The organism is Devosia indica, from assembly GCF_003056405.1.
In the GTDB taxonomy this organism is placed as follows: Bacteria; Pseudomonadota; Alphaproteobacteria; order Rhizobiales; family Devosiaceae; genus Devosia; species Devosia indica.
Genome location: NZ_PYVZ01000016.1, coordinates 83,575 through 109,788, shown reverse-complemented (window position 1 = coordinate 109,788; position 26,214 = coordinate 83,575). Strand labels below are relative to the sequence as shown.

At 63.8% G+C, this 26,214-nt stretch carries 21 protein-coding genes; 7 read left to right on the top strand and 14 right to left on the bottom strand.

Annotation, left to right across the window (positions count from 1 at the left end):
• The first annotated feature begins 837 nt into the window (after positions 1–837).
• Positions 838–2,652: a DNA mismatch repair endonuclease MutL gene (mutL, locus tag DDE76_RS15225; RefSeq protein WP_104891842.1), complete on the top strand. Its 1,815-nt coding sequence runs from the start codon at positions 838–840 to the stop codon at positions 2,650–2,652.
• Positions 2,649–4,205, top strand: coding sequence for a VOC family protein (locus DDE76_RS15220; protein ID WP_104891843.1), 1,557 nt, complete (start codon positions 2,649–2,651; stop codon positions 4,203–4,205). The genes mutL and DDE76_RS15220 overlap by 4 nt, the downstream gene beginning before the upstream one ends.
• Here DDE76_RS15220 and DDE76_RS15215 read toward each other — a convergent pair.
• Positions 4,181–5,257, bottom strand: a complete 1,077-nt coding sequence (locus DDE76_RS15215) for a citrate synthase (RefSeq protein ID WP_104891844.1) — start codon at positions 5,255–5,257, stop codon at positions 4,181–4,183. The two genes, DDE76_RS15220 and DDE76_RS15215, sit on opposite strands and share 25 nt — an antisense overlap.
• Before the next feature lie 84 nt (positions 5,258–5,341).
• On the opposite strand from DDE76_RS15215, the gene DDE76_RS15210 reads away from it, so the two are divergent.
• Positions 5,342–6,475 (top strand): citrate synthase family protein, encoded by a 1,134-nt coding sequence (locus DDE76_RS15210; protein ID WP_104891845.1) that lies wholly within the window; start codon positions 5,342–5,344, stop codon positions 6,473–6,475.
• Here the strand turns inward: DDE76_RS15210 and edd are convergent.
• From edd to DDE76_RS15190, 4 genes are all read right to left on the bottom strand, one after another.
• A complete protein-coding gene (gene edd, locus DDE76_RS15205; protein ID WP_104891846.1) occupies positions 6,468–8,282 on the bottom strand; it encodes a phosphogluconate dehydratase in 1,815 nt (604 codons plus the stop codon). The genes DDE76_RS15210 and edd overlap by 8 nt on opposite strands.
• Positions 8,283–8,405: 123 nt before the next feature.
• A complete protein-coding gene (gene pgl / locus DDE76_RS15200) occupies positions 8,406–9,101 on the bottom strand; it encodes a 6-phosphogluconolactonase (RefSeq protein WP_104891847.1) in 696 nt (231 codons plus the stop codon).
• A complete protein-coding gene (gene zwf, locus DDE76_RS15195) occupies positions 9,098–10,582 on the bottom strand; it encodes a glucose-6-phosphate dehydrogenase (RefSeq protein ID WP_104891848.1) in 1,485 nt (494 codons plus the stop codon). The genes pgl and zwf overlap by 4 nt, the downstream gene beginning before the upstream one ends.
• A gap of 13 nt (positions 10,583–10,595) precedes the next feature.
• The gene (locus DDE76_RS15190) at positions 10,596–11,537 is read right to left on the bottom strand and encodes a glucosamine kinase nucleotide-binding domain-containing protein (RefSeq protein WP_157955845.1); all 942 of its coding nucleotides are present in this window, start codon (positions 11,535–11,537) and stop codon (positions 10,596–10,598) included.
• Between the two features lie 281 nt (positions 11,538–11,818).
• On the opposite strand from DDE76_RS15190, the gene cobU reads away from it, so the two are divergent.
• Complete coding sequence (cobU, locus tag DDE76_RS15185) at positions 11,819–12,355, top strand: bifunctional adenosylcobinamide kinase/adenosylcobinamide-phosphate guanylyltransferase (RefSeq protein WP_104891850.1); 537 nt, start codon at positions 11,819–11,821, stop codon at positions 12,353–12,355.
• Here the strand turns inward: cobU and cbiB are convergent.
• Genes cbiB through cobA form a run of 4 tightly spaced genes read right to left on the bottom strand, consistent with a single transcriptional unit; the run spans position 12,348 to position 16,920 of the window.
• Positions 12,348–13,310: an adenosylcobinamide-phosphate synthase CbiB gene (gene cbiB / locus DDE76_RS15180; RefSeq protein WP_104891851.1), complete on the bottom strand. Its 963-nt coding sequence runs from the start codon at positions 13,308–13,310 to the stop codon at positions 12,348–12,350. The genes cobU and cbiB overlap by 8 nt on opposite strands.
• 3 nt (positions 13,311–13,313) lie before the next feature.
• On the bottom strand, positions 13,314–14,771 hold the full coding sequence (locus DDE76_RS15175) for a cobyric acid synthase (protein WP_104891852.1): 1,458 nt from the start codon (positions 14,769–14,771) through the stop codon (positions 13,314–13,316).
• Positions 14,772–14,825: 54 nt separating this feature from the next.
• Positions 14,826–16,121, bottom strand: coding sequence for a cobyrinic acid a,c-diamide synthase CobB (locus DDE76_RS15170; RefSeq protein WP_104891853.1), 1,296 nt, complete (start codon positions 16,119–16,121; stop codon positions 14,826–14,828).
• The gene (gene cobA, locus DDE76_RS15165) at positions 16,108–16,920 is read right to left on the bottom strand and encodes a uroporphyrinogen-III C-methyltransferase (RefSeq protein ID WP_104891854.1); all 813 of its coding nucleotides are present in this window, start codon (positions 16,918–16,920) and stop codon (positions 16,108–16,110) included. Before cobA ends, DDE76_RS15170 begins: the two co-directional genes overlap by 14 nt.
• 70 nt (positions 16,921–16,990) lie before the next feature.
• On the opposite strand from cobA, the gene DDE76_RS15160 reads away from it, so the two are divergent.
• Positions 16,991–17,722 carry a cobalt-precorrin-6A reductase gene (locus tag DDE76_RS15160; protein WP_245891975.1) on the top strand — a complete coding sequence of 244 codons (732 nt, stop codon included), beginning with the start codon at positions 16,991–16,993 and terminating at the stop codon, positions 17,720–17,722.
• Here the strand turns inward: DDE76_RS15160 and DDE76_RS15155 are convergent.
• Positions 17,653–18,126: a cobalamin biosynthesis protein gene (locus DDE76_RS15155; protein ID WP_104891856.1), complete on the bottom strand. Its 474-nt coding sequence runs from the start codon at positions 18,124–18,126 to the stop codon at positions 17,653–17,655. The two genes, DDE76_RS15160 and DDE76_RS15155, sit on opposite strands and share 70 nt — an antisense overlap.
• A 287-nt stretch (positions 18,127–18,413) precedes the next feature.
• Between DDE76_RS15155 and DDE76_RS15150 the strand changes: the two genes are divergently transcribed.
• Positions 18,414–19,307 (top strand): cation diffusion facilitator family transporter, encoded by an 894-nt coding sequence (locus DDE76_RS15150; RefSeq protein ID WP_104891857.1) that lies wholly within the window; start codon positions 18,414–18,416, stop codon positions 19,305–19,307.
• A gap of 40 nt (positions 19,308–19,347) precedes the next feature.
• Positions 19,348–19,818, top strand: coding sequence for a hypothetical protein (locus DDE76_RS15145; protein ID WP_104891858.1), 471 nt, complete (start codon positions 19,348–19,350; stop codon positions 19,816–19,818).
• Here the strand turns inward: DDE76_RS15145 and cobO are convergent.
• The 4 genes from cobO to DDE76_RS15125 form a co-directional block, all read right to left on the bottom strand.
• Positions 19,815–20,456: a cob(I)yrinic acid a,c-diamide adenosyltransferase gene (gene cobO / locus DDE76_RS15140; protein ID WP_104891859.1), complete on the bottom strand. Its 642-nt coding sequence runs from the start codon at positions 20,454–20,456 to the stop codon at positions 19,815–19,817. The two genes, DDE76_RS15145 and cobO, sit on opposite strands and share 4 nt — an antisense overlap.
• On the bottom strand, positions 20,449–24,291 hold the full coding sequence (gene cobN, locus DDE76_RS15135) for a cobaltochelatase subunit CobN (RefSeq protein WP_104891860.1): 3,843 nt from the start codon (positions 24,289–24,291) through the stop codon (positions 20,449–20,451). Before cobN ends, cobO begins: the two co-directional genes overlap by 8 nt.
• A gap of 3 nt (positions 24,292–24,294) precedes the next feature.
• Positions 24,295–25,344: a cobalamin biosynthesis protein CobW gene (gene cobW / locus DDE76_RS15130; protein ID WP_104891861.1), complete on the bottom strand. Its 1,050-nt coding sequence runs from the start codon at positions 25,342–25,344 to the stop codon at positions 24,295–24,297.
• 70 nt (positions 25,345–25,414) lie between these two features.
• Complete coding sequence (locus tag DDE76_RS15125) at positions 25,415–26,086, bottom strand: energy-coupling factor ABC transporter permease (RefSeq protein ID WP_104891862.1); 672 nt, start codon at positions 26,084–26,086, stop codon at positions 25,415–25,417.
• Between the last annotated feature and the right edge of the window lie 128 nt (positions 26,087–26,214).

The following is a 26,214-nucleotide window of genomic DNA, read 5'->3' as shown; positions in this document are numbered from 1 at the left end:
GCTTCGTAGGGGATTTCGGTTTGAGCAAGGGCCTCCGCTCCATCCGCCTTTGCAAACCAACTAGTTCTCGCCCAGAGGGTGATAGCCGATGGGTTCGGAGATGGATCTTCGCTACGGCAGCTTTCAGGTGTCTTCAGTAAAGGCCTCGAAGGCCACAATGGGGTCGGAGTCTGCCGTCCAGCTTGTCTCGGATTACCCCCACCCGGCCTCCCCCTGATAGGGGGAGGAGGAGAGGCGCATCGCTAAAACCAAATCAAACGGGATCGGTCCCTTCCCTTGTCAGGGGCTTCGCCCCGTGCCGCAGGCCAAATCGCGCCGGTGGCGCGATTTGAGGGAAGAAGGCCATGAGCGCTGTGCGCGAATGGCAAGTTAGGTGGGGGTATCCCTTCGACAATTTCGCCAACCCAAAAACTTTATCCCCGCACCCAATTCCTCCCTTATTCTCCCCTCATCACTCCCGCGCGGACGGACTGCAGCGAACTTTTGCGGGGGGAGCCGGTTGGGTGCTGGGTCGCTCCAGGGCCTGCCTGCTCGTTGGGCCACCTTGCGACGAGCGATCAAGAGGGGCCACGACAGCAGGAGAAACCCGGCGTCCCGAGGCGGCGACGTCTCTATTATCTAGTTTTACCGAGACGCACGTGCCTCGGGATACGTCCAGTCATAACCGGAAGCCGCAAGGGCCAGCCGGGGCTTCAACGCGCCAGTTAGTGCGAGAGGGTAACACCCCATGCGCCATGCTGCGGCGGCAGAGGGCGGCGAATTGGCATGGGCACAATGTGCCAGGCGGGTCGGAAAGCGCCGGGCGCTGCCCTATATTGGGGGCAAGGAGAATCGCCCTTGCCCATCCGCCAGCTTCCCGAAGACCTGATCAATCGCATTGCCGCCGGCGAGGTGGTCGAGCGGCCATCGAGCGTGGTCAAGGAACTGGTGGAGAATTCCATTGATGCCGGCGCGCGCCGCATCACCATCACCACCGCCAATGGCGGCATGGACCTGATCCGCATTGCCGATGACGGGCACGGAATGGATCGGGACGATCTGCTGCTCTCGGTGGAGCGCCACGCCACCTCCAAGCTCAGCGCCGATGATCTGGACGACATCCGCACCCTGGGCTTTCGCGGCGAGGCGCTGGCCTCGATCGGCTCGGTCGCCCGCCTCTCGGTCGCCTCGCGCACTGCAGAGGCGGACTCGGGTCTCGTGCTGGTGGTCGACAATGGCCGGCGCAGCGGTCCCATGCCACAGGCGATGAACCGGGGCACGGTCATCGAGGTCAAGGACCTGTTCGCCCAGGTCCCGGCGCGGCGGAAATTCCTCAAAAGCGCCCGCTCGGAAACCGCCGCCATTACCGATGTGGTCAAGCGCCTCGCCATGGCCAATCCGGCGGTGCATTTCGTGCTCGAGGGTTCGGACCGTACCGCGTCGAACTGGCCGGCAGTCACCGGGGAAGGTGCGCTGGGGGGCCGGCTGGGCCAGGTGATGGGCGCCGACTTCGTCGAAAACGCGGTTACCCTCGCCACGGCCCGGCATGGTATCGTGGTGGCCGGCATGGCGGGTCTGCCCACCTATACGCGGGCCAATTCGCTCAGCCAGTTCTATTTCGTCAATGGCCGCTCGGTGCGCGACAAGGTGCTGGTCGGCGCGGTGCGGGCCGCCTTTGCCGATTATGTGTTCCGCGACCGGTTCCCGGTGGTGGCGCTGTATCTCGCCATCGACCCGGCCGAAATGGATGTCAATGTGCACCCCGCCAAGGCGGAGCTGCGCTTTCGCGACCAGGGCGCGGTGCGCGGCGCGGTCATCAAGGCCATCGGCACGGCCCTGGCCAGCGCCGGGTTCAAGGCCTCATCAAGCGTGGCCGAAGACATTCTGGGCGCTTTCACGGCGCCCGAAATGGCCGAGCCATCTGCCCCTGCCCCGGTTGCCCCGGCAACGTCCGCCGACCAGCCGCAGCGCTTCGACTGGCAGCCCGACCGGGGCCCGCTCAATCTGGACCGGCATCCCGGCCAGCTTGCCGGTTTCACCGCCCCCAGCGCCCGGGTGGAGGCCTTCGAACCCGCCGCGGAACCCGTCGATTTTCCGCTGGGTACGGCGCGGGCCCAGATGTTCGACAATTACATCATCGCCCAGAACGGCGATGGCCTGCTGCTGGTCGATCAGCATGCCGCCCATGAACGGCTGGTTTATGAGCGGTTCAAGGCCCAGCTTGCCTCCGGCCCTGTCGTCAGCCAGGCGCAATTGATCCCGGTCATCGTCGAACTGCCCGAAGAGGACTGTGCCCGCCTTGAGGAAGCCGCCCCGGAGCTGGAAAAATTCGGGCTCTATCTCGACCGCTTCGGCCCCCGCGCCATTGCCGTGCGCGAAACCCCGGCATTGCTCGGCAATCCCGATATTTCCGGTCTTGTCCGCGACCTTGCCGATGGGCTGGCCGAATGGGACAGCACCGCTGCGCTCACCGCGCGCATGGAGGCCATTATCGGCCGCATGGCCTGCCACGGCTCGGTCCGCTCCGGACGGCGGCTGCGGGTCGACGAGATGAACGCCCTGCTCCGCGACATGGAAGCCACGCCCCATTCTGGCCAGTGCATTCATGGCCGCCCGACCTATGTGGAGCTCAAGAAGGGCGATATCGAACGCCTGTTCGGGAGAAGCCGATGACCAGCGGCATCCATCATGTCACCCTCATCACTGCCGACGTGCAGGCCAATGTCGATTTCTATGTCGGCTTTCTCGGCCTGCGGCTGGTCAAGCAGACCGGCGGCTATGAGGATGCGCGCCAGCTCCATCTGTTCTACGGCGATTTAGCGGCCAGTCCCGGTTCGCTGCTGACCTTTCTGGTCTGGCAGGGCGGCTCGGCCGGGCAGGCGGGCGCTGGCCAGGTCAGCGAAATCGCGCTGGCTATCCCGCAGGGCTCGATCGGCTATTGGCTCGAGCGGGCATTGACGCATCAGGTCAAGGTCGAGGGCACGGGCCAGGAGTTTGGCGAAACGGCTTTGCGGCTGCGCGACCCCGATGGCTTCCTCATCAAGCTGGTCAGCGCCGATGTACCGGCCCTTGAAATGCCCGATGGCGATGTTCCTCTCGAACATAGGGTCCGGCGCATTCGTGGCGTAACCCTGCTCTCGGATGTGCAGGAGGAAAGTGCCGACTATTTCAGCCGCTATTTCGGCTTTGCAAAGGCCGGGTCAGAAGGTCCGATCCAGCGCATTGTGTCGGACATTGGCGATGTGATCGATATCCGCGATGCCGCCGGTTTCTGGCCTGGCGCCCCTGGCGCGGGGACCGCCGACCATGTCGCCGTTCGCGCAGTAGACGCGGCGCAGGTCGAGGCAGTCGAAGCCGAATTGCGCAAGCGTAATTCAAGCCTCACCACGCTGCATGACCGCAATTACTTCACCTCGCTCTATGTGCGCGAGCCGGGCAATGTGCTGATTGAAATGGCCAGCGACGGACCCGGCTTCACGCTGGATGAAACGCTCGAGACCCTTGGACAGACCCTGTTCATGCCGCCGGATACGCCGGACCCGGAAGCGATGAAAGTGATGCTGCCCCAGTTCGGCCTGCCGGGGCAGGAGCGCGTCGCCTATCGGGATCTCATTTACAAGCACCGCTTCTTCACGCCGGAACAGCCGAATGGGTCCACGCTGGTCCTGTTGCATGGCACGGGCGGGGACGAAACCGACCTGATGCCTCTGGCGCACAAGGCGGCGCCAAAGGCGACACTGCTCGGATTGCGCGGGCGCAGCACCGAGGACGGGACACGACGCTGGTTCCGGGCCTTGGGCCCTGCCATCTTCGACCAGAAGGACGTTCGGTTTGAATCCGGGGCGCTGGACGCGTTTTTCGAGGAGGCGCGCGGCGCTTACAGGCTCGACCCGGAGCGGCTGGTGGCCCTGGGTTATTCCAATGGCGCGAACCTGCTCGGCGCGGCCATGCTGCTGCATCCCGGCATGGTGCGGCGCGCCATCCTGCTACGGCCGGTCATGGTGCTGGATGCCGTGCCCGAGGCGGATCTCACCGGTACGCAGGTCCTGGTTGTTCTTGGCGAGAACGATGCCTTCCGCCAGGCAGGCGAAAGGCTGGCCGATGCGCTGGCTCAGTCCGGTGCCAAGGTGAGCACACGCATTGTTGCCGGGGGCCACGAACTGGGTCCAGAGGATGCCCCGGCTATTACCGATTGGCTCAATCACGCCGCCTTGGGTCCGACATAACGTGATTGCGGGCGGATCAGCCGACCCGTGTGGATCTGCTCATGGGCATGAGCGACCCAGCCGCCGACCCGGCCGGCGGCGAAGACGCCGGTGAAAGCGTCCCGTGGGAAGCCCAGCGCTTCGAGTAGCAGCGCGGTGAAGAACTCCACATTGGTTTCCAGCACCCGGTCCGGCTTGGCCGCCCGCAACGCCGCCAGTGCCGTGCGCTCGACTGCCTCGGCCAGTGCCAAGCGATCGGCATCCATGCCACCGGCAGCACCGAGCCGATTGAGCGCAGTTTTGAGCGCGTCGGCCCTCGGGTCGCGGACCCGGTAAATGCGGTGGCCGAAGCCCATTAGCCGTTCGCCCCTGCCCAGCTTGGCCGCAACCCAGTCTGCCGCCTGCTCCGGCGCACCCACCGCATCAAGCATGTCGAGCACTGGACCTGGTGCCCCGCCATGCAATGGCCCCTTGAGCGCTCCAAGGGCCGCCAGCACCGCCGAGGCATAGCCTGCCCGGGTCGAGGCAACGACACGCGCCGTGAAGGTCGAGGCATTGAGACCGTGATCGGAGACGGTCACGAGATAGGTGTCGAGGGCCCTGATATGCTCTTCGCCTGGCTGATCCCCGGTCAACATGGCCAACATGTCTGCGGCATGGCTGCGACCGGTATGGGGCGGTATTGGCTTTCGTCCAGCCTTGGCTCGGATGAGAGCGGGCACGAACACTGCAGGTGCCGCAATCTGCAACAGAGCCACCGACTTATCCTCCCCATCTGGAAGTCGTGCCATAAGGGCACGGAGAGCTTCAGTGAGCGAGAGGGAGAGCAGATCCGTATCCAGCCGCGCGACTTCCCGGAAGGCCCGGAGCCGCGCTTGCGCCAGTTCTGCGCGCACCGCCTCTTCGCTAGAGGACAGCACATCGGGCAGCAGCAGCAGCGCCAAGACCGCTTCGAAAGATTTCTGTCCCGCCAGCGCGTCCAGGCTGTGACCGCAGATCACCAGGCGCCCATTGAGCCCATCGACTTCGGACAATCGGGTTTCAGCGGCAATGACATTATCGAGGCCGGACATGTTGCATCTCCTTGTTGTTCCGCCCTAGATCAAGCTAATCAAGATTGACGTCAATCTTGATGCAATTGATCAATGCGAGGTCACATGAGCTGGCTCACCACGGAACAGGCCCTGGCGCAATTGGGCACCAAGCCACAGACGCTTTATGCCAATGTCAGTCGCGGCCGCATTGGCGCCCGGCCGGATCCGGGCGATCCGCGGCGCAGCCTCTACCGGCAGGAGGATGTCGAACGGCTCGCGGCCCGGCAGAAGGGCCGGCGACCGGCGCGGACCGTTGCGGCGGAAACCATCGCCTGGGGCGAACCGGTGCTGGAGACGGCGATTGCCACCGTTGCAGATGGCCAGTTGCTTTATCGCGGTCGGGACGCGGATACTATGGCGGAAAGCGCGACGCTGGAAGAGGTCGCGGGGCTTCTCTGGCAGAGCAGCGCCCCGCCCGATTTCTGCGGCAGGGCACAGGTGCTCCAACCCGGCATACCGGCTGCCTATCGCGCCATCGCGGAACTGGCGGCGACCGATATGCCCACGACTGGACGCATTCGCAACGTGCTCGTTGCCGACGCAGCGCGGACCGTTTCCTTTCTCGCCGGCGCTTTGGCAGCGCCGGGCAATGGTCCGCTCCATATTCGGTTGGCGGAGCAATGGAGCCGGCCAAAAGCGGCAGAGGCCATAAGGCGCGCTTTGGTGCTGCTGGCGGAGCACGAGCTCAATGCCTCGACCTTTGCGGCGCGGGTGACGGCATCAACCGGGGCGCCGATATCGGCGGCGGTTCTGGCCGGGTTGGCAGCCTTGTCCGGCCCGCTGCATGGCAATGCCAGCCAGAGCATGGCCGGCCTCGTCGAGGAAACACGGCGGCGCGGCGCCGAGGTGGCCGTGGCCGCGCATTTGCGGCAGGGGCAGACCCTGGTCTGTTTCGGTCACCGACTCTATCCCGAAGGCGACGTGCGCGCCCCGGCCCTATTGGAGGCTTTCGCCCTGCCCCAGCCCTTTGCAGAACTGGCCCGTGCCGGAGAGGCGCTGAGCGGCGAGCGTCCCAATATCGACTTTGCCCTCGCAGCCATGACAGCAGCGTTCACCCTGCCCGAGGATGCGCCGCTGCAGATCTTCGCCCTGGCCCGTAGCGTGGGCTGGATCGCCCATGCGCTGGAGCAGGTGGAGACAGGCGCACTGATCCGGCCAAGGGCACGTTACACGGGCCCGGCACCGATGATCAGTTGAAGACGCTGGCGCCTTTGTCGGCCACACCGACCAGGCTCCGGAAGCCGGCGAAGAGTTCGCGGCCCATGCCGAAATGCTGGGAGCGCAGGTCTTCCGTGGCGGGGGTGCGGGAGAAGAATTCCTTCTCATCCCCGAGGAAGGTCAGGGTCCCTTCATTGGCGTCAAGACGGATCATGTCGCCGTCGCGGATCTTGCTGATCGGGCCGCCATCCATGGCCTCGGGGGTCATGTGGATGGCGGCGGGGACCTTGCCCGACGCGCCGGACATGCGGCCATCAGTGAGGAGCGCCACCTTGAAGCCGCGATCCTGCAAGACCCCGAGCGCCGGCGTCAGTTTGTGCAGCTCGGGCATGCCGATAGCGCCGGGGCCGGAAAAACGCACCACAGCGATCATGTCGCCGGTCAGTTCGCCGGCCTTGAACGCGGCCTGCAGGCCTTCCTGACCGTGGAACACCCGGGCGGGTGCCTCGACCACGCGATGCTCGGGTTTGACCGCCGAGACCTTGATGACCGAGCGGCCAAGATTGCCCTTGAGCAGCTTCAGGCCACCCGTCGGCTGGAACGGTGTCTTGGTGCTGGTCAGAACCTTGGGCAATGCGCTTTCTTCGGGCGCCTGCTCAAAGCTCAGCGTATCCTCGATCAGCTTGGCTTCGACCGTATATCCAGAGAGGCCCGTGCCCCAGACGGTCTTGACGTCCTCATGCAGATAGCCGTCATTGAGCAACTCCTTGATGAGGAAGCCCATGCCACCCGCTGCGTGGAAATGGTTCACGTCGGCCACGCCATTGGGATAGACCCGGGCCAGCAGAGGCGTGGCGTCCGAAAGATCGCTCATATCGTCCCAGGTGATCTGAATGCCGGCCGCCGCCGCCATGGCGATCAAATGCATGGTGTGGTTGGTCGAACCGCCAGTAGCATGCAGGCCCACCAGCCCATTGACGATGGCTTTTTCGTCCATGATGTGGCCGATCGGCGTGTAATTATTGCCCAGCGCCGAGAGCGACAGCGCGCGTTTGGTCGCCTCGCGGGTCAGGGCATCGCGCAGCGGCGTATTGGGATTGACGAAGCTGGCGCCAGGCAGATGCAGGCCCATGATTTCCATGAGCATCTGGTTGGAATTGGCCGTGCCGTAGAAGGTGCAGGTGCCGGCCGAGTGGTAGGACTTGCTCTCGGCTTCGAGCAGCTCGGCGCGACCGACCTTGCCCTCCATATAGAGCTGGCGGATCTTGCTCTTTTCGTCATTGGGCAGCCCCGAGGGCATAGGTCCGGCGGGGATAAAGACGGCAGGCAGATGGCCGAAGCTCAGTGCACCGATGACCAGACCTGGGACGATCTTGTCGCAGATGCCCAGATAGACGGCAGCATCGAACATGTTGTGGCTGAGCGAAATGGCTGTCGCCATGGCGATCACATCGCGGCTGAACAGGCTCAAATCCATGCCCGGCTGGCCCTGGGTGACGCCGTCGCACATGGCCGGCACGCCGCCAGCCACCTGCGCCGTTGCGCCGATCTCCCGGGCCGCTTCCTTGATGATCTCTGGGTAGAATTGATAGGGCTGATGGGCGCTCAGCATGTCGTTGTAGGAATTGACGATGCCCAGATTCAGCGTCTTGTTGCCGGCCAGCGCAGCCTTTTCTGAAGGGGAGCAGGCAGCAAAGCCGTGGGCCAGATTGCCGCAGGACAAGGCAGAGCGGTAAACACCCTGTTCCTTGGCCGCATCGAGGCGATTGAGATAGTCGCGGCGGCTGTCGCGGCTGCGCGCGGCAATGCGGTCGGTCACGTCCTGGATAGCCTGGCGGACGGTCATGGCAAGTCTCCATATGCTGGCAAGGACGCGCCAGAGGGGGGCCGCTGGCGCGGTTATCCTTGCATCAAAATACCAGTTCCCGTCAGCGGCCAGGGCGGTCGATTGGGGACCACCCCAGGAGCCTTATGGGCACCAGTAAACTGTCACCGGCGCGCCCGAGCGCAGCACGGCGCGGACCGGCATGTCTTCGACCGGCCCATCGCCCAGCGCCGCATCGAGCACCTCGGCCTTGCCCTCGCCTTCAATGTGAAGGTAGAGGCCGTCGGTCTGAAGCAGGCGCGGCAGGGTAAAGGTCACCCGCGGCTCGCCGGCACCGGGTGCCCGGATCGCGAGGGTCGGGCCGGAGGCGGTCAGTGCCGCGTCGAGCGTATCGCCACCCGGAAAGAAGCTGGCCGTATGGCCATCGCTACCCATACCGAGAATGACCGCCGCAAAAGGCTGCGGCAGTTCGGACATCAGGGCGTTGGTCTTGGCAATTGCAGCGTCGGTCGGCTCTTCGCCGCCAGAATAGAGCGGGAAGAATCGCGCATTGGCAGCTGGCCCCTGCAGCATCTTCTCATTGACCAGCAGCGCATTGGAGCGATCGCTGGTTTCGTCGACCCAGCGCTCGTCGACCAGCGTCACCACCACCTTGGACCAGTCGATGTCCTTGGTCTTGCCCAGGGTCTGGAAGAACTTTCCGGGCGTGGACCCACCCGAGACGGCTATGGCCGCTGCGCCGCGCTCTGCGATGGCTGCGCGGATGCGATCGGCAACGGACTCGGCCAGTTCCCTGGCGAGTGTGGCCTTGTCAGCAAAGCTGCGGCGCTCGATGCTCACGAGGTGGGCCCCTCATACCAGGTGCGACCGTCGCGCTCGATCAGCGCTACCGCACCGCTGGGCCCCCAGGTGCCGGCGGTGTAGGTTTGCGGCGGCTCGGAGGACCGATCCCAGGCCTGACGGATCGGATCGACCCATTGCCAGGCCGCCTCGAGTTCATCGCGGCGCATGAACAGGGTCTGGTTGCCGCGCACCACGTCGAGCAGCAGCCGCTCATAGGCTTCGGGCGTGCGCTCTGTGAAGGTCTCGGCAAAGCTGAGATTGAGCGGCACCTGACGCAGGCGCATGCCGCCTGGGCCGGGGTCCTTGATCATCATCATCATCTTGACGCCCTCATCGGGCTGCAGTCGGATGATCAGCTTATTGGCCTTGGGCGCGCCTTCGGCATGGTCGAAAATGGAGTGCGGGATAGGCTTGAACTGAATGCAGATTTCCGAGACCCGTTCGGCCATGCGCTTGCCGGTGCGCATGTAGAATGGCACGCCAGCCCAGCGCCAATTGTCGATTTCGGCCTTGAGCGCCACGAAAGTCTCGGTGTGGCTGCCCTTCTTGTCATCGGGCAATTCGTCCTGATAGCTGGCCACTGCGGCGGTCTCGGACTTCACGCCGCGATACTGGCCACGTACGGTCTTGGCCGCCACTTCACCATTGGTGATGGGTCGCAGCGCCCGCAGCACCTTGAGCTTTTCGTCGCGCAGGGCATTAGCGTCGTCACTGGCCGGCGGTTCCATGGCCACAAGGCAGAGAAGCTGCAGCATGTGGTTCTGGATCATGTCCCGCAGGGCGCCGCTCTCGTCATAGTAGCCGCGCGTGCCCGCACCGACACTTTCAGCCACGGTCAACTGCACATGATCGATATGGGCCGAATTCCAGATCGGTTCAAACAGCGTGTTGGCAAAACGCAGGGCCAACAGGTTCTGCACCGTCTCCTTACCGAGATAGTGGTCGATGCGGTAAACCTGATCTTCCTTGAAGATCTTGGCGACACCATCATTGATCTCGATGGACGAGGCCAGGTCGTGGCCCAGCGGCTTCTCGATGACAACGCGGGCATCGCGGCGATAAACGCCGGTCTTTTCGAGCTGCTCGGCGATCGGTTCGAACAGATCGGGCGCCACCGCCAGATAGAAGGCACGGACCACGTTGGGATCGTCGCGCAGCGCCTTTTTGATGTCACCCCATCCGGCCTGGTCGGAAACATCGTTGACCACATAGGAGAAAATGGTCAGGAAGCGCTTGATGACGGCAGCGTCCTGATAGTCTTTCTCGACGAACTGGGCGACGGCGTCGCCGGCCAGTTTCTGGAACTCGGCGTCGCTGAGCTTGGAGCGCGAGACACCGATGATGCGGCTCTGCTCGTCGAACTGGCCATCCAGGAAACGATGGTAGAGCGCCGGGATCAGCTTGCGCTTGGTCAGGTCGCCGGTGGCGCCGAACACCACATAGTCGAAGGGCTGGACGGGAATGATGCGGCTGGACAAAGCGGGAAGTCCCTTAGTTTGACGCGAAATTCTGTTTGGCGAGGATCACCGCGCCATGCAGAGGTTCGTATTTGGGCAAAGCGACAAAGTCACCATAGTGCTGCTGCAAAATCGGGAACAGGCGTTGGCCAAGCCCGCCGACAATGGCCATGACCGAGGCGCCATGGCTCTTGAACCAGTTCACATAGGTGTCGATGTAGCCGATCTGGATGGCCAGCAGTTTCTGGGCCACCGGGTCGTTCTTTTCGAGATGATCGAACCAGAGCGGCATCAATTTGCCGAACTCACCTGGGGCGCGCCCCACCAGGGCATCGTCGCAGCCTTCCGACCCATCCCGGCTCAACAGCCTAAGATCCATTTCGGTGGCGAAAGACCACGTCATGGCGGCTTGGTTATTGCCACCCAGTTCGGCGATGACGGCCCTGGTGAGTGGCGAAGCCTCGACAAGGCCATCCTCGGCCTCGACGGCATAGCGCACCAGTTCGCGTCCAAGAATCGCGCCGCTCATCTGGTCGCCAATGTGAAAGCCCCAGCCACCGGCCTGATGGCGGGTGCCGTTGACGATGGACATCGCGGCTGAGCCGGTGCCGATGATGACCACGCCGCCCTCCTGGCCACCCAGGGCGCCGGCATGGGCAATGTCGATGTCATCATAGACCTTCACCCCGGCAAAGGGCCAGGGGCGGGCCGCAAAGGCATCGCGCGCCGAATCCATGCGGCCACCGGCCATGCCGAAGCAGGCATGGGTGTTTGCCGCCTCGGAAAAATCGATTCCAGCCGCCTTGAACACGTCCCGTGCGCCGGCGCTGATAGCCTTGTAGGCCGGCTCGCCGCCGTCGATCTGCAGGTTCGAGCGGCCGTTCTTGACCTCTGCCAGCGTTTCCAGATGTTCATTGGCCAGGCGCACGCGGCAATTGGTACCGCCACCGTCAACGCCAAGGTAATATCGCGGCACGAAAGGCATCTCCGTGGGTGTGAGGAAAATTGAAGGCAACAGGCGAATGCCGTGCTCCACTTCTCCCAAACTAGGTGGTCAATTCGGCGCGGACCATAATGCGAAAGGCGCTAAGACGAAAGTAGTAGGCGCCAAGAAAATGGCATTGCCTAGCCGGCCTGCTGCATGCGCCCCCTGCGCGGGGCGCGAAGCGGGGGAACGCCTTGCAAGCCCGACGCGTTTGGGGCGAAGGTATCGGTCACGGGAAAAGGGCAGCGGCGCGGCCCGAACAAGGATTGACCATGACACGACATTGCCTGGTCCTGGGCGGCGCTCGCTCGGGAAAAACCGCCTTTGCCGAGGGTCTGGCGCTGCATGCCGGCTCCAAGCCCGCCTATCTGGCTACAGCCAGCATCCTCGATTCGGAGATGCACGATCGGGTTCGCAGCCATCAGGCCAGCCGGGGCGAGCGCTTTACAACGATCGAAGAGCCCATCGAACTCTCCCATGCCTTGCTCAAGGCGGCCAAGGTGCATGATGTCATCCTTGTCGATTGTCTGACCTTGTGGATCACCAATCTGCTGCTGGGCAATGACGATGTCGCCACGGCGGTGAGCGAACTCTATGCCACGCTGGAGGAAGTTCAGCAGGCCAAGGTGATCCTTGTGTCCAATGAAGTGGGCTTGGGGATCGTGCCTGACAACGCCATGGCCCGCACCTTTCGCGACCTAGCCGGGTCGGCCCATCAGCGGCTGGCCGAAATCTGCGACGATGTCTATTTCATCGCCGCGGGGCTGCCGCTGACCATGAAGGGGGATGCTCCCGGGGCGCTCAGCTAAGCAGCACCATGAGTGCCAACAGGCAGCTCAGCGCGAGAAGAACGTCCAGCGTACGGCGGTAGAGCAGCAGGGCCAGCAGAATATCGCTCGGTCCCAGATTGGTCTTGCCGCTACCAAACGCAGGCAGATCGACCACTTCCCCGTCGTAGGCCCTGGGGCCGCCAAGCTGGAAGTTCAAAGCGCCGGCGAAACAGGCCTCGGGCCAGCCAGCATTGGGCGAATCATGCTTGGACGCATCGCGCCGGGTCGTCGCCCAGGCTTTGCCCGGGCTGGCTCCGGGGGTTAAGAAGCAGGCCGCTGTGATGAGAACTGCACTAAGGCGGGCTGGCACCCAGTTGAGCAGATCGTCCAGCCTGGCAGCCGCCCAGCCGTAATCGCGATAGCGTTCATCGCGATGGCCGATCATGGAATCAGCCGTATTGACGGCCTTATAGACGGCAATACCCGGTAGGCCGAACAGGACCAGAAACAACCAGGGCGCCACGACGCCGTCGGACGTGCTTTCTGCCAGGGTTTCGACAGCGGCACGGGCTACGCCCGCCTCATCCAGCGTCTGCGGATCGCGACCGACAACGTGGCTGACAGCCTCCCGACCAGCAGCGAGCGAGGTGCGCAGGGCTTCAGAAACCGCTTGGACAGCGCGCCCCAGCTCCCTCTGGGCTAAAAACGCGGTGGCCAGCAGCATTTCGATGACCCAGCCCAAGGGGATCCAGGACAGAATTGTGCGGATGCCGACAGTTATGATGAGAACGGACAGGACCAACAGGCCCAGCGCCACAATCCCTGCCAGCTTGCGCTGGGTAGGGGTTCGGCTGGCGGTGTTGAGCCGCTGCTCACAGAAGCTGATCAGCATGCCGAACCACATGACGGGGTGGCCGATGGTTTCAACCAGCTTTTGCGGATAGCCAAACTGGCGTTCAATGGCCAGGGACAGTGGGGAAATCAGCGGGTCCATGTCTCAGGTCTCTATCGGTGCGGCCAGGGCGAGGAGCTGGTCGATATCGATATGGGTTTCAAGGTGGTGTGCAAGACCATCGAGCGCATCTTCCACGCCTGCTTCATAATTGAGGTCCGGGCCGGCAGACGCTCCCAGGATAGCGCGGCGGAAGCTATCGGCGGCAAACAGGCCGTGCAAATAGGTGCCGGATACGCGTCCATCGGTGCTGACGGCACCATCGGTTTCACTGCCGATCTGGGCGAAGGGCCGTGCCCTGTCGGGGCCGCTCGTGATGCCCATATGCATGTGATAGCCGGCAAGCGCTTCGCCGCTGGCCAGATGGATGGCCCGCTCGGTGCGCAATTGCTTGGTCGGGGCGAGCACGGTATCGACCGCAAGCAAGCCCAAGCCATCGCTGGTGCCGGGGGCGCCTTCGACGCCGTCCGGGTCAGCAATGGTTCGGCCGAGCATCTGGTAGCCGCCGCAAATGCCCATCACATGCCCGCCGGCCCGGTGATGGGCCAGAATATCGATGTCCCAACCATTGGCACGCAGCGCGACGAGGTCGGCCCGTGTGGCCTTGGAACCCGGCAGCAGGATGAGATCTGCGTCACGCGGAAGGGCATGCCCCGGTTGCACCAGGGTCAGCGTCACCCCGGATTCGGCCCGCAAGGGGTCGAGATCGTCAAAGTTGGCGATGCGTGGCAGGCGCGGCACGGCAATATGGAAAGCGCCATTGCCGCCGGCATAGCTTTCGAGCGCCAAGGCGTCTTCCGCAGGCAGCCTTGCTGCATCCGCGAAATGCGGCACGGGGCCGAAACATGGCCGGCCGGTGCGCTCGGCCAGAAACGTGCGTCCCGTTGCGAACAGGGCCGGGTCGCCGAAGAACTTGTTGATGAGGCTGGCCCGCACCAGTGCGGCGTCGCCGGGTTCGATGACGGCCAGAGTGCCCACAATGGAGGCGATAACCCCGCCGCGATGGATGTCGCCGATCAGCACAACCGGAACATTTGCAGCGCGGGCAAAGCCGAAATTGGCAATGTCGCCGTCGCGCAGATTGACCTCGGAGGCGCTGCCGGCGCCCTCGACCAGCACGATGTCCGCGTCTCTGGCCAGCTCAGAGAAGGCGGCCAGAACATCGGGCAGCAATTGCCCGCGATCGGCCCAGTATTGTCGCGCTGAAAGGCTGGCGCGGCGCTGACCGCGCACGACAACCTGCGAGCCTGTTTCACCCTCGGGCTTTAGCAGCACCGGGTTCATCGCGGTGACGGAATCGCGACGGGCTGCGCGGGCCTGCAGGGCCTGGGCGCGCCCGATTTCGCCACCGTCCGCGGTCACGGCGGCATTATTGCTCATGTTCTGCGGCTTGAAGGGCGCGACCTTGAGGCCACGATTGTTGAGCGCGCGGCAAAGGCCCGCCACGATGAGGGACTTTCCGACATCCGAGCCTGTGCCCATGAACATGATGGCATTGGTCATTGAGCACCCCGCCATCCGCACATAGCGCTCATGGCCTCCTTGGTCATGTTGCTCTTATGGCGCACAGATGACGTGGGCGTAAGACCCCATGACCCGCCCAAGTACCGCGCCCATGGGTGGCTGGCGGATGCCTTCGGCATCCAGCGCCTCAAAGAGGGGTGGTAGTCCCGAGCCTTTGGCCGATGAATAGTGGAACTCGTGACCATTGAGGCCAGGTGGCCAGGGTAAAGCGCTCTGGTGCAACAGGCGTCGATAGCCAAGCACCCGTTTTGGACGGTCGATGCGCGTCGTCACCGGCAGGAGCCCGGACATGGCATGGGCGGTGCCGGCCTTGTCGACGATGCCCTGCCCCAGCACCATAAAGCCACCGCACTCACCATAGATCAGCGCGCCGCTATCGCGCGCAGCGACCAGGCCGGCATGGAATGCGGAAGCGCCCGCCAGCACGCCGCCATGGAGCTCGGGATAGCCGCCCGGCAGAAACACCGCATCGGCATCAGGGGCCGGCGCTTGATTGGCCAAAGGCGAGAAAAAGCTTAGTTCCGCGCCCTGGGCACGCCAGCCATCGAGCAAATGCGGATAGGCAAAGGCAAAGGCCGCGTCTCGGGCAATTGCAATGTGCTGCCCCAATGGCGGCAGGGCCATAGGTGGTGCGGCGTGGCTCTGCAAGGGCGCGGCGATAGCGAGCAAGCTCTCCAGATCAACGAAGTCGGCGATTGCCCGGGCGGCATAGTCGAGGAAGCTTTCAAAGCCGCCGGCCTCCTCGGGCAGCACAAGACCCAGATGCCGTTCCGGCGTGACCAGTTCGGATCGGCGCGGGATGGCGCCGAGCAGTGGCAGACCGGTTTCCCGCAGCGCCGAGACCAGCATGCGCTCGTGGCGGGCGCTGGCCACGCGATTGAGAATGACCCCGACGACGGCAACGCCCGGCCGCCAATGGGCAAAACCTGAGACCAAGGGGGCAACGGATTGGCTGTGCTTGTCGGCGTCGACAACAAGGATCACCGGCAGACCAAGCGTTTCGGCCAGATCTCCGGTGGAGCCCTGTCCATCAGCAGCCGCATCAAAGAGCCCCATAGCCCCCTCGACCAGCAGCAGGTCGGCCCCGGTAGCCTGCTGGCTGGCCAAAGCCCGCAATTGATCGCGCGGCATGGCCCAAGGGTCGAGATTGATGGCGTCCCGCCCGGCGGCGCGCCCGGAAAATTGCGGATCAATATAGTCGGGGCCGGATTTGGCCGGCGCCACCACCAGGCCCCGCCGGCGCAGCGCCGCCAGCAGACCAAGCGAAATCACCGTCTTGCCGGAGCCCGAGCGCGGTGCCGAAACGACCAGTCCCTTAGCCAAAGACATGCCTCCGCACTTCGTCGACATACCAATCGAGCGTGGTGCGATAGCGCGTCACTGGCCCGATGACAACGATGGCCGGGGTCGGGACATCAATCAGGGCCCCAACCGTTCCGAGCGTTGTTTCAAGGGCGATCTGTCCGGGACGCGCGACGTTGGAAACGATGGTCACCGCCTCGCCGGGCATGCGTCCGGCATCAAGGAGGCGGGCAGCAATGACGGGCAAGTGCTTGACCGCCATGAACAGGACAATCACTGGCGCGGCGCGGGCTACGGCAGGCCAGTCGACAGCGCTTGGAACGGCGCCGGTTTCATCATGGCCGGTGACGAAAATCACCGCGTGGTTGGTGTCGCGGTGGGTGACAGGCAGGCCTGCATAGGCGAGCCCGCCGAGGCCCGCGGAAATGCCCGGCACGATGCGAAAGGGAATACCGGCTTGGGCCAGGGCCGCGGCTTCTTCGCCGCCTCGGCCAAACATGAAGGGGTCACCGCCCTTCAAACGCAGCACGCGCCTGCCCTGATGCGCCAACTCGATCAGGCGGATAGTGATATCGGCCTGCTTCGGCGATGGCTTGCCGCCGCGCTTGCCGGCATGAATGCGGGTGACATGGTCCGGGGCCAGCGCCAATACGTCAGGAGACACCAGAGCGTCGTGGACAATGACATCGGCCTGCCCCAGGGCGTGCCAGGCGAGCAGGGTTAACAGGCCCGGACCGCCAGGCCCCGACCCGACAAGCCAGACCGAGCCCGGTTCGAAGTCCGGAAAGTCAGCTTTGGCGAGGGTAGCGAGGTGGCGTTCAGTCATTGCGCCTCACGGCACCTTGAGTGCAAGGACTGGGGCGGGCACAATGGCATGGGGCAGTGAAAGAAGAACGATGAAAATCCTGATCCTGGGGGGGACCGCCGAGGCGCGGGAACTGGCCAACCGGCTGGTTGATGCGGGTCATGACACCATCACCTCGCTGGCGGGACGCACCGGGGACCCGATCCTGCCCGCGGGCCGTTTGCGGATGGGGCCGTTTGGCGGCATTCCGGGGCTGAGCGCCTATCTGTGCGCCGCCGGTATTGATTGCCTGGTCGACGCAACCCACCCTTATGCGGGGCAGATCTCCATCAATGCCGTGGCGGCGGCCCAGGTCAGCGGCGTCAAGCTGGTGCGCCTGATGCGCCCCGCCTGGACGCCGCTGCCGGGCCAGAACTGGAGCATTGTGGGATCGCTGCGGGAGGCTGCCGATGCGCTGCCGGCAAATGCCAATGTATTGCTTACGACCGGTCATGCCGGGCTCGACCTGTTCCTGGAGCGCCGGGACTGCTGTCTTTACGTCCGCGTGATCGAGGCTCCGCAAACGCCCCTGCCCGCCTATGCGGAATTGATCGCAAGCCGCCCACCCTATCGGCTGGGCGATGAGATTGCTTTGATGCGGCGTCATGGCATTACCCATCTGGTCAGCAAGAACTCGGGCGGCGGACAGACCGCGGCCAAACTCGAGGCGGCGCAGCACTTGGGTGTTCGGGTGGTCATGATCGAGCGCCCCATTTATGGTCCCGCCGATGAGGTGGACAGCGTCGATGCGACGCTGGCGGCACTCGGCTGTGTCACCTCCTGAGGCCGGTCCAGCCTTGCCAAAGCGCATGTTACATTGGCACTGCGGCACTTTTCGAGCACGAGGGCGCCGAACTGCATAGCCGCCGCCTCTGCGACCGACCCGATGCCGATGTGATGATGGACCCGCCGCGAGGAATTAGGTGCCCTGGCCGAAAGCTTGGTTGCCGCGACGGGCAGGACAGGCACACCGAGGGCGGCTGCGGCCTGGCTGAGGGCGGGGTGCGCCTGCTTGCGGTCCAGCGTGGCCAGCGCCGCGATATCGGCCCGGTTGCGGCCTGCCTCCGCCAGGCATGTGTCGATCAATTGCAGGACGTCACTGGCCTGAGCACCCGCACGCAGGCCGATGCCGGCGACAATGCCGGTCGTTGCGACGCCCGCCGCAGGGTCTGAATAAGAATCAACCATATTTGCCTCGTTCGGACGAGGCAGCTTCACTCAAAACCGGAGCAGCCCCGGGCTTGGTCCCGCAAATTGGTCGACCGCACCGAGCTCTGTTTCAGTTCCGTCACGGGAACGCTGCGCTATCATTGCTTCTAGGCCGGGCAAAGTTCTTGGTCAATCAATGGCTTGGCCCGGGCGCCGACAGAACGATCCGCAGTTACGAATGCTTCTGAAAATCGTTCGCAAATACAATGACTTGCGACCCAGCGACGGGTCCGCTATGGCCAATATTCAAGACCAAGGAGAGCACAATGGCGGCCAACCGCATCCTGGCCATCGCTGCGTCCAGCATTCTGGTGGGGCTGATTGTGCTGGGGCTCAAATTCCTGGCCTGGTGGCTGACCGGCTCGATTGCGCTCTATTCGGACGCGCTGGAATCCATCGTCAATGTGGTGACCGCCATCGGTGCGCTGATTGCGGTGCGCCTGGCACAGCGCCCGGCCGATGCCAGCCTGCCCTATGGTTATCACAAGGCCGAATATTTCTCCGCCGTGTTGGTGGGGGTGATGATCATTGTTGCCGCCATCCTGATCTTGCGAGAGGCCATCATGGGCTTTGTGGCGCCGGAGATGCCGGATGCGCCCATGCAGGGACTGGCGGTCAGTGGCGTGGCCACGGCGATAAACCTAGTCTGGGCCTTTGTGCTGCTACGCCAGGGGAAGGCCGCGAAGTCGCCGGCGATTGCGGCCGATGGCAAACATCTGATGACCGACGTGATCTCGACGGTTGGCGTGCTGGCTGGGCTGGCGCTGGTCTTTGCGACTGGCTGGGCGCAGTTGGACGCCGTGTTGGCCGCACTGGTGGCGCTCAATATCCTGTGGTCCGGTTGGGGCGTCATCCGGGACAGCGTGGGCGGACTAATGGACGTAGCCGTTCCGGGCGATACGCAAAAGACCATTCGCGAGGTGATTGCGACCAGCGCCGATGGTGCCATCGAAGCACACGACATTCGCACGCGACAGGCCGGTAGGATGACCTTTATCGACTTTCACCTCGTCGTGCCCGGCGCGATGAGCGTGGACGACGCCCACGGCATCTGCGACCGCATTGAAAGCCAATTGCGCAAAGCAGTCCGGGATGCGCAGATCACCATTCATGTCGAGCCGGAAGACAAGGCCAAGCACGCCGGAATTGTTGTTCTCTAGCCGGCTTGCCCCGTGAGGGAAGGACAGGCACATTCTCGCCATGCGCTACCTGATCGCCATTGCCTTGCTGCTGACAACCGCCCCCGCAATGGCGCAGTTCTGGACGCATTATGTCAATGAGCGCTTCGGCTATGAGCTTGATGTTCCACCCGGTTATGAAGGCCAGGGTGAGAGCGAGAATGGCGACGGCCAGACCTTCTACCTGCTGAAATCGGAGCAGGTCCTGGCGGCATGGGGCGGCTATTTCCTCGAGAATTTCGAAGCCGAGGTCACCCAGCGGCAACGCTTTGCAAGCGATGAGAACTGGGCGATCACCTATCAGGCCTCGACCCCGCAATGGGCGGTGTTTTCCGGCCAGCGCGACCACCGCATCTTCTACCAGCGCATGATACCGCTCTGTGATGGGGCCAGCTATGCGGCCTACCGGATCGAGTACAATATTCGCGACCTGGCAGAGATGGATGCTGTGATTGACGGCCTTTCGCGCTCGTTCGTGTCTACAGACTGCTAGAACTCAATACCCTTCTGCGCTTTCACGCCGGCGCGGAAGTGGTGCTTGATCTCGGTCATTTCGGTGACGAGGTCGGCGATTTCGATCAGTTCGTCCTTGGCATTGCGGCCGGTGACGATGACGTGCTTTTCTCCCGGCTTGTTGCGTAAGCTTTCGACCACCTCCTCAAGCGGCAGATAATCATAGCGCAGGCAGATATTGAGCTCGTCGAGCAGCACCATGTCATAGGCCGGGTCGGCGATCAGCGCTTTGGCCTGATTCCATGCCTTGCGCGCGGCAGCGAGATCGCGCTGTCGGTCGGCAACATCCCAGGTGAAGCCCTCGCCCATGGCGTTGATGGTCACCTGGTCGGGAAACTTGTCGAGCACATCGCGCTCGCCGGTATTCCAGACCCCTTTGACGAACTGCACCACGCCGACGCGCATGCCATTGCCCAGTGCCCGGAACACCATGCCGAAGGCCGCCGTCGACTTGCCCTTGCCCTTGCCGGTATGGACAATGAGCAGGCCCTTTTCCTCGGTCTTGGTGGACAGGATCTTGTCACGCGCCGCCTTCTTTTTCTTCATCTTTTCAGCGTGATAGGCGTCACGCTCCGCCTCGGTCATGCTGTCGGTCTTCTTGGCGGGTTTGTCAGTCATGTGAGGATTCCAAATAGGCGAACACGGAATTGGAGCGCGGCGACCAGAGGCCGCGCTGGCGGGCTTGGTTGAACTTGGAGAGCAGTTCATCATAGCCGAAGCTGTTGGCCTCAATCAGCCATTCGCGCACGGCATCATTCTCGACAAATGCCTCGAAAGCGAGGTCGAAATGATGCGTCTTCACGGCGCCGGTGGTGACGGCGAAGGCGAACATGAAATCGACCGTGGCGATAATCTCGAAGGCGCCGCGATAACCGTGGCGCTGCATGCCGGCGATCCATTTCGGGTTGACCACACGTGAGCGCATGACGTGGCTGATCTCTTCTTCCAGCGTACGGATTTTCGGCATTTCCGGGCGGGAATGGTCGTTGTGATAGGCGGCTGGCTCGTGGCCGGAAAGCGTTTCGGCGGCAAGGGACAACCCGCCCTCGAACTGGTAGTAGTTATCGCTATCGAGCAGATCGTGCTCGCGATTGTCCTGATTGTGGATGACGGCATCGAGCTGGCCGAGGCGAGCGCGGAAGCGGTCCTGTAGGGGCAGACCGGCGGCCGTCGCGCCATAGGCATATTGCCCCCAGGCGATGGCCTGGTCGGCGAGATCAGCCTTGTCTGTCCACTTGCCATTGTCGATCAACTGGCCAAGGCCGGCGCCGTAAGTGCCTGGCTTGGAACCGAAAATTCGGGCGCCAGCCTCCAGGGCAGCGGCCTCCTCCGACTTGCCAGATGCCATCAACCCAAGCGCCTCGGCGCGCATGCGGGCGGCAATGGGGTTGTCGTCTTCCGGCTCGTCCAGCGCGCCGATGGCGCGGACGGCCCGGTCGAACAGCGCAATCTGTGCCGGGAAGGCATCGCGGAAAAAGCCGGAAATCCGGAGGGTGACGTCGACGCGGGGGCGGCCGAGTTTTGCCAGCGGGATGATCTCATAGCCCGAGATGCGCAGCGAACCGGGGTCCCATGTGGGCCGCGCGCCGATCAGGGCCAGTGCCTGGGCGATGTCATCGCCGCCGGTGCGCATATTGGCAGTGCCCCAGACCGAAAGGGCGACGGCGCGCAGGTAGTGGCCATGGTCCTGCAAGTGCCGCAAAACCAAGCTTTCGGCGGATTTTCTGCCGAGTTCCCAAGCACTTGGCGTGGGAACCGCGCGGGTATCGACGGAATAGAAATTGCGCCCCGTGGGCAGGACATCGAGGCGGCCGCGGGAGGGGGCGCCGGAGGGGCCGGGAGCGATGAACTTGCCGTCGAGCGCGTCCAGAAAAGCCTGCATTTCTGCGGGTCCCGAGGCGGCGAGACGGGGCTTAATCGTGGTTTCGACAGTGTCGAGAACGGCGCGGGTTGCGGGCCAATCGGGCTGGCAAACGCGTGTGCCGGCGACAAGATCGGCGGCGATGGTTTCGAGCTTTTCGACCATATCGCCCACCCGGCGCACCCCTCCTGGAGGGTCAGGATGAACGGATTCGGGACCGTCCGATGAAGGCCCGGTCCAGGGGGTGCCCAGCTTGGCGGTGAGCGGGTCGAAGCCTAGCTTCAGATCGTCGGCGAGGGCGCGAATGAGCGAGTTATCCCCGGGCGCTTCTCCTCGGGGTATTCTGGCCAACGCGACGGCAAGGTCTCGCGCGAAGCCTCCCGCGGGCGATGACCCGAACACATGCAGGCCGTCGCGTATCTGGGCTTCCTTCAAATCGCAGAGGAAGTTGTCGATCTTGATCAGGGCTTCGGTCTCGCCTTCGGGCAGACCGATGTCCTGGTCGAGGCGGCTGTCGCGGGTGAAATCGAGAATGCGGCGCTTGAGATCGGCGAGGCGGCGTCGATCCATGCCGGAGGCGGCATAATATTCATCAAGCAGGGCCTCGAGATCTTTCAGCGGCCCATAGGTCTCGGCGCGGGTGAGCGGGGGCACCAGATGGTCGATGATAACGGCCCCGGTGCGGCGCTTGGCCTGGGTGCCCTCGCCCGGATCATTGACGATGAAGGGATAGAGATGGGGCAGTTGGCCCCAGAGGGCATCGGGATAGCAATCGGCATCGAGCGCCGCCGACTTGCCGGGCAGCCATTCGAGCGTGCCGTGCTTGCCATTGTGAATGAGGGCGTGGGCGCCAAACTCGCGGCGCAGCCAGAGATAGGCAGCGAAATAGGCGTGCGGCGGCACCAGGGCCGGATCGTGGTAGCTTTCGGTCTCGTCCAGATGATAGCCGCGGGCAGGCTGGAGCAGGATGACGATATTGCCGAAGCGATGGGCCGGCAGGTGGAAGGCGTTGTCCCTGATAAAGGGATCCGTTGCCGGATCGCCCCAGCGGGCGATGACAGCGGCGCGGATTTCTTCCGGGAGCGCGTTGAAAAGTTCGGCGTAGCGGGAGAGCGGCAAGACGGCGTCGGAATGGCCGCGTTGGGGATTGGCGTTTGTGGGGCCGGAGGTGAGGCGGGTGATGAGGTCGGCGGAGGTGGTGGGATATCTGGGGGGAAATGACCCCCCACCCCAACCCCTCCCCTCAAGGGGGAGGGGCTTCGGGCCGGTGGACGACAACGAATACCCCGCCCGGTCCAGCGCCATCAGCATGCGCACGGTGGACTCGGGCGCGTCGTAGCCGACGCCGTTGGCGAGGCGGCCGTCGCGGATGGGGTAGTTGGCGAGGACGAATGCGACCTTGCGTTCGGGCCGAGGCGTGGCGCGCAGGCGGGCCCAATTGGCGGCGAGATCGACGGCGCGGCGGATGCCGCCAAGGTCGGGCGCATAGGCCGAGAGCGGGCATTGCGTGCGCTCGTGCCAGACAGCATCGGCCTTATGACCCACCAGAAGGCCGCCAATGCGGCCGTCGACTTCGGGCATGACGAGATACATCGCCATGTCCTTGGAGGAGAGCCCTTGCGGGTCGGCGGCCCATTGGCTCTCGGAACGACCGGACTGGATGAGCTGGATTACCGGCGCATCGGTGCCTGCAAAGGGATTGGCCTTGTCGTCGAGATCGGCCACGCCGAGGGCAAATGCCGTGAGGTTGAAAATGGCGGCCGGTGGGAAGGCTGCGAAGACCTGCTGCGCGAAGGCGCTGCAGGCCGCCTCCTTGAGCGAGGAAACGACAATGGGCACCGGGGCAAGGCCACGGGCCTCCAGTTCGGCAACAAGGGCTTCGAGCGTGGCAGTGCCGGCGCCTTCGAGAGCGGCGCGGTAGAACAGAATGGGGATGTACCCCGACCCGGCCTTCCCCCGATAGGGGGAGGAGCCCGTTCCCGGTGCGCGGACACCCTGCAGCCCGGCCTCGTCGGTGACGCCGGTTCTGGGATGCCAAAGGCCGAAGCGGGGGAAAGGCTGGGGCGCAATATCCCCGGCCAGCAAATTTTGAGACGCCGGAACCTCTACGCCAACAGCCAGTCTCGAGAATGCCTGCAGAATTGCATCGGCATTATCGGGGCCACCGGCAATGAAGAGTTGGTGAAGGCTCGTCCAGTCGTCGGGGGGGATGGTGGAGCGCGATTGCAGGATCGGGTCAGGATTGGCGTCGCCGGGGAGGAGGACGAGGGGAATGTTGCGGTTCGCGCAAAGGGCGGTCAGTTCGTCCACGCCGTATTGAAAATAGGCAGCGCCGCCGATGAGGCGGAGCACCACCAGCCTGGCATGAGCAACGGTTTGCTCCAGCCACATGTCGACCGAGAGATTGTTGGAGAGCCGCAACGTATTGGCCAGACGCAGGCCGCCCTCCCCTGCCCGGTCGGCCGCACCGGCCAGCATGGCCAGTTCACTGTCTGCCGAAGACGCGAAGACATAGTCCCCGGGGGACTGGGCGAGGTCGATAGCCTCGCCCTCTTGCTGTATCGCACCGGCCTGGGCGGAGAGGAGGTGCATGGATCAGGCCGCCGCCTGCCCCAGACTTTGCGTAATCGCCGCACGGTCGAGCGGCGATTCACCGATGACGACGAGCGAGGTCACCTTGGCCTCGCCGGGCTTCCAGGGCCGGTCAAAATAGGCGGTAACGCGCGGACCGACGGCCTGGATGGCGAGACGCGCAGCAGTGCCGGGCACAGCGGCAAAGCCCTTCAGGCGCAGCACATCGTGGGACTTGATGGTTTCTTCGATGATCGAGAGCAGGTGATCCTTGCCCTGAATACTAGGCAGGGTCATCGAAAAGCTGTCGAAATCGTCGTGCTCGTGGGTTTCCCCGCCATGTTCCAGCTCATGGTGGCTGGGGCGGTTGGCGATGTCGTCTTCGGAGGACATGCCCATGCCAAGCAGGGCAGTGATATCGACGTGACCGTTGGCAGCGCGGATGACGCCGACGCCGGGCCGGAGTTCGGCACGGATATTGGCTTCCACCGCATCGAGCATGGCCGGATCGACCAGATCGGTCTTGTTGATGACGATCATGTCGGCGGCGGAAAGCTGGTCTTCGAAAAGTTCGCCCAGCGGCGTCTCATGATCGAGCATTTCGTCCTGCCGGCGCTGGGCATCGACTGCCGCTTCGTCACTGGCAAAGCGGCCTTCGGCGAGGGCCGCGGCGTCCGCCACCGTGACCACGCCATCAATGGTGACCTGGGCCTTGATCTCGGGCCAGTTGAAGGCGCGGATCAAGGGTTGCGGCAAGGCCAGGCCCGAGGTTTCGATGACGATGTGATCGAATTTCTCGTCGCGGGCCAGTAGCGCCTGCATGGTGGGAATGAACTCGTCGGCCACGGTGCAGCAGATGCAGCCGTTGGAGAGCTCGACCATGTCCTCTTCGCGGCAGGTTTCGTCACCACAGCCGGCCAGAATATCCTTGTCGACGCCCAGATCGCCGAACTCGTTGATGATCAGGGCAATGCGCTTGCCCTTGGGCGCGTGCGCCAGCATGTGGCGCACCAACGTGGTCTTTCCGGCGCCGAGAAAGCCGGTGATGACAGTGGTGGGGATCTTGGTGGTCATATCGGGTCCGCCTGCATGAAGAAGACGCGCCTCCCGCGAGGACGCGCGCCTTTGGGATTGGAATAAAAAATCAGGCGTAGAGGCGCGGTGTGACCAGACCGGTCCTGGCAAGGCCCCGCGCCAGCTTGGCGCCGGCCAGCACCGCCAGGTCGACCAGCGGCTCGAGCAAGACCACCAGCATATAGGCGCCACCGAAGGTTGCGACAGAGGTGAGGTTTTCTGCCCCGAAGCCCTGGCCGTAGAGCGCCCAGAAACCCACCCAAAGCACAACGCCACCCTGATAGGTCGCTGACAGGGCCAAAGCCTGGCCATAGCGCAAATCTACGTAAGGGGTGTTGGGCGCAATGATGCGATCGGCCAGGAATTTGATGGCGACCAGGGGCGCGACCAGCGTGGTCACATTGGCGAAATATTGCGGCAGGTCGAAGGGAGCGAAGAACAGCCCCTGGATCAGGAGACCCAGCGCGAGGCCGATGGCAGCCGGAGCGGCGCCAAAAAGCAGCAGCAGGGTGGAGCCGAGGATAAGATGCACCTCGCTGACGCCTACCGGATAATGCGGGAAGACTTCGAAAAAGACGAAGACGGCGGCCGTGGCCAGAACGGCCCGGGCGGCAAGGGAAACCAAGCCGCGTTCGGTAATGGCGTCGGCAGCGAATTTGATCGTCATGGCACCAGCGGCGGCGGCCGTACCATAGGCGAGCAGCATTTTTTCAGGGGATACGAGTTCGGGTTCGATATGCATGATCAAGTGTCCAGAATGGAAATCACGGGAATTGGCAACAGCGCGCGATGATGCTCTCGCAGCATGGCGCATGGGACACCGGGTCCCGATCCAGGGTTAGCCGGACGGCTTGAACATCTTGGCCTCCA

Coding starts and splice junctions, on each gene's coding strand:
- DDE76_RS15220 (WP_104891843.1), top strand. CDS start 2,649: ATGACCAGCGGCATCCATCATGTCACCCTCATCACTGCCGACGTGCAG.
- DDE76_RS15215 (WP_104891844.1), bottom strand. CDS start 5,257: ATGTCCGGCCTCGATAATGTCATTGCCGCTGAAACCCGATTGTCCGAA.
- DDE76_RS15210 (WP_104891845.1), top strand. CDS start 5,342: ATGAGCTGGCTCACCACGGAACAGGCCCTGGCGCAATTGGGCACCAAG.
- edd (WP_104891846.1), bottom strand. CDS start 8,282: ATGACCGTCCGCCAGGCTATCCAGGACGTGACCGACCGCATTGCCGCG.
- cobU (WP_104891850.1), top strand. CDS start 11,819: ATGACACGACATTGCCTGGTCCTGGGCGGCGCTCGCTCGGGAAAAACC.
- cbiB (WP_104891851.1), bottom strand. CDS start 13,310: ATGGACCCGCTGATTTCCCCACTGTCCCTGGCCATTGAACGCCAGTTT.
- DDE76_RS15175 (WP_104891852.1), bottom strand. CDS start 14,771: ATGACCAATGCCATCATGTTCATGGGCACAGGCTCGGATGTCGGAAAG.
- DDE76_RS15170 (WP_104891853.1), bottom strand. CDS start 16,121: ATGTCTTTGGCTAAGGGACTGGTCGTTTCGGCACCGCGCTCGGGCTCC.
- cobA (WP_104891854.1), bottom strand. CDS start 16,920: ATGACTGAACGCCACCTCGCTACCCTCGCCAAAGCTGACTTTCCGGAC.
- DDE76_RS15160 (WP_245891975.1), top strand. CDS start 16,991: ATGAAAATCCTGATCCTGGGGGGGACCGCCGAGGCGCGGGAACTGGCC.
- DDE76_RS15155 (WP_104891856.1), bottom strand. CDS start 18,126: ATGGTTGATTCTTATTCAGACCCTGCGGCGGGCGTCGCAACGACCGGC.
- DDE76_RS15150 (WP_104891857.1), top strand. CDS start 18,414: ATGGCGGCCAACCGCATCCTGGCCATCGCTGCGTCCAGCATTCTGGTG.
- DDE76_RS15145 (WP_104891858.1), top strand. CDS start 19,348: ATGCGCTACCTGATCGCCATTGCCTTGCTGCTGACAACCGCCCCCGCA.
- cobO (WP_104891859.1), bottom strand. CDS start 20,456: ATGACTGACAAACCCGCCAAGAAGACCGACAGCATGACCGAGGCGGAG.
- cobN (WP_104891860.1), bottom strand. CDS start 24,291: ATGCACCTCCTCTCCGCCCAGGCCGGTGCGATACAGCAAGAGGGCGAG.
- cobW (WP_104891861.1), bottom strand. CDS start 25,344: ATGACCACCAAGATCCCCACCACTGTCATCACCGGCTTTCTCGGCGCC.
- DDE76_RS15125 (WP_104891862.1), bottom strand. CDS start 26,086: ATGCATATCGAACCCGAACTCGTATCCCCTGAAAAAATGCTGCTCGCC.